Below are 2,905 nucleotides of genomic sequence, written 5' to 3' on the forward strand. Positions count from 1 at the left end.
TTGAGGTAGCGGACGTTGTAGGGGCAGGCCATGGCGCAGAACTGGCAGCCGATGCACTTGGACTTGTCGATCTGGACGGTGCCGTCCTCGAGCTTGTGCGAGGCCCCGGTGGGGCACACCCGCACGCACTCGGGCTCCTCGCAGTGCTGGCAGCCGACCGGCAGGAAGTAGAGCTCCACGTCGGGGTTGACGGCTCCCTCCCACTTGGGGTTGGGGCCGATGCGCAGCACCTTGTTCCAGTAGCTTCCCACGGGCACCCCGTTCACCACCTTGCAGGCCACCGCGCAGGCGAGGCACCCCGTGCAGCGGTTTAAGTCAGTCACAATTGCGTACTGGGTCATCTCTTACTCCTCCCTTCCCTCGTATACGGGCAACCACTCTTTCAAGCGCGGGTCCGACGAGTCGGCTATGATCGGCGTCCCATCCTCCCCGCAGGGACAGGGGCTACCAAAGGGAGAGTTTTCCGGGGTGGCCTTGTAGACTTTGACGGGGTAGGCGCGCAGCTGGGAGGAGCCGCAGATGGGGTCTTGAGCATCCTTGTTCACCAGGCAGTTGCAGCACGAAAGCCCGTATCCCTTGTCGGCCTGCTTCAATTCCGGATACCACCAGGTGTGTTCCAGATTCACCACCCCGGGCTTCACGCCGTGGCAGAGGTCGGCCGTCTGGCGGATCTTGCCCCACTTCGACTCGATCCAGCACCAATCCCCCTGCTCGATGCCCAGCTCCGCGGCGTCCGCGGGATTGATCTCCATGCGCGGCACCGGCCACTGCTCGCGGCACCACGGCAGCTGGCGGTGCTCCGAATGGAAGTACACCGGGATGCGCCGGCCCGTGGTGGCGTTCAGCGGGTACTCCTCGAACAGCTCCGGCGTGCTTACCGGCGAAAGCGGCGGCTCCTCGTAATGCGGAAGCTCCTCTTTGTCGATGAGGCTCTCCATGATGGTGGACCAGAACTCCGCCTTCATCGTAGGCGTGTCCATACCGGGAATGTTCTGCACCGGCGTGGAGTCCTTCCCGCGCAAATAACCCATCAGGTAGCGGCGGTAGGTGCCCCAGCGCTCGGGGTAGAACTCCTTGCAGTCGATCCAACCTTCCTCCTGGAACTTGGTGTAGAACTCGTCCCAGGTCATGCCGATGCTCTTCACGGAGGCGTCCAACCAGGCGTCAATCGGGCGATCCCACGCGTCGCCGCCGTCTTTGGTGTCGTAGAACGGCACGCCGAATTTCTTGTACATCGAGCAGATGATCTCTTCCTCGAACTTCGTCTCGGCCGGCGGCTCGATGCAGTGCGCCGTCAGCCCCAGACCGCCCGACGCGCCCTGCGACGCGCGCGGGAATCCCGGCACCTCCAGCCAGTGCTGGGCCGGCAGCAGGACATCCGCCATAGCGGTGCCCGGCGCCTGCCACAGGTCGATGTACATCAGAAACTCCAGCTTGCCCAGCGCCTCGAACCCGTAGGTGGCGTTGGACTGGTTCATGAAATTGCCTGTGGAGCAGATGCAGCCCTTGATGGGGTACGGCTCGCCCGTGTGGATGGCGTCCCACACCGACGTGCAGTCAACCCACGTATGCCACCAGCGCGTCATGGGGAACTTCTCAGCACCCGCGCACCGGGAGCGCTTCTCCCAGTTCGACTGCGTGCTCCGCGCGCCAGGGGCGGGAACCGAGGCGGAGCCGGAGGACACGGTGCGCGTCGTCTCGCCGCGGTTGCCGCCGGGGGTGTCGTAGTTGTCGGTCATGATGGACAGGATGTAGGCGGTGCGGAAGTTCTGGATGGCGCGTCCCACCTGCTCAGGAGCAAGCTGCGTGTTAAGGCCGCCGTTACCGCGGCGCGGGTCGATGCGCGTGGCCCACGCCAGACATGCCTCGCGGATGAGGTCGGGGTCGAGGTCGCAAATCTCCGCGGCCCGCTCCACCGTCATCTCGTCCACGCACTCGTCCCAATACTTCTGCCACACGGGCACGGCCTTCACGGTGCGCCCGTCCTTGAGCGTGACGTCAAACTCGCCCCAGAGCGCCGGGTCGATGTCCACGGGAAACGGAACGGGATCGGGCACCCAGCCGCCCAGCTCGTACTCCCAGCCGGTGGTGGGGATGTCGTGCTCAGTCTGGCCCTCCCACATGCCGGCGTGCTCGCCCTCCTCGTTGGCGTCGAAGTAGGTCAGGCGGCCGTTGATGTTGTCCCACACCATGAACTTCTTGGGGTCGCCGCCCTCCACCAGGTCGGACTCCTTGAGCAGGCGCGTCTTCACCTCGAACCACGCGGCGTCGTTGATGCCGGTCACGCCCGTCCAGCCCGTGGGCTCGATGTCCTCGCAGTACAGGAAGGGCGCGTTCGTCCAGCGCTTCACCAGCAAATCGTCGTAGAGCTGCTCGTCCATGACAATGCGCGTCCACGCCATAAGCAGCGCGCCGTCGGTGCCGGGGCGCAGGGCCAGGTGGTAGTCGGCCTCCTTGCCCATGTTGGATTTGCGCGGGTCCACGCTGATGAACGTCTGCGCCCTTGTGAGCGCCTCAACCGCCGTGCGGCACGAGTCGTCGTAGTTGGACTGCGTCTGGTCGGTGCCCCACTGCACCAGCACAAGCGGGCGGTCCACCAGCGATTCGAAGTGGATGCCGTCTTCGATGGTCACGGCACCCGCCTCGCGGCGCGGTCCCTTGCAAATTTGGTTGGCACCCATGTCGTTGATGCCGTCCACCAGCTTCTCCAACATCGGCGCGGCGATGCCCCACTGGCGGCTCGTGCCCGTCATGAACGTGAACGCCTGGTTGCCGTCGCGGTCGTAGATTTGCTTGAGCCCTTGGTAGCACAGCTCGTACGCCTCGTCCCAGCTGATGCGCACCCAGCCCGGGTCGGAATCGCCCTTGGGGTTCGTGCGCTTCATGGGGTAGCGCAGGCGGTCGG

2 protein-coding genes are annotated in these 2,905 nt (G+C 65.1%); both read right to left on the reverse strand.

What is annotated here, in order from left to right; all coding sequences use genetic code 11:
• A partial coding sequence (locus ACWKY3_RS12130; RefSeq protein WP_449316664.1) for a 4Fe-4S dicluster domain-containing protein occupies nucleotides 1-341 on the reverse strand: 341 nt, incomplete at its 3' end.
• 3 nt (nucleotides 342-344) lie between these two features.
• Nucleotides 345-2,905, reverse strand: a 2,561-nt coding sequence (locus ACWKY3_RS12135; RefSeq protein ID WP_449316665.1) for a molybdopterin-containing oxidoreductase family protein, incomplete at its 5' end; no start/stop codon positions are given.

The sequence above is a fragment of the Rubneribacter sp. genome (genome assembly GCF_965361815.1).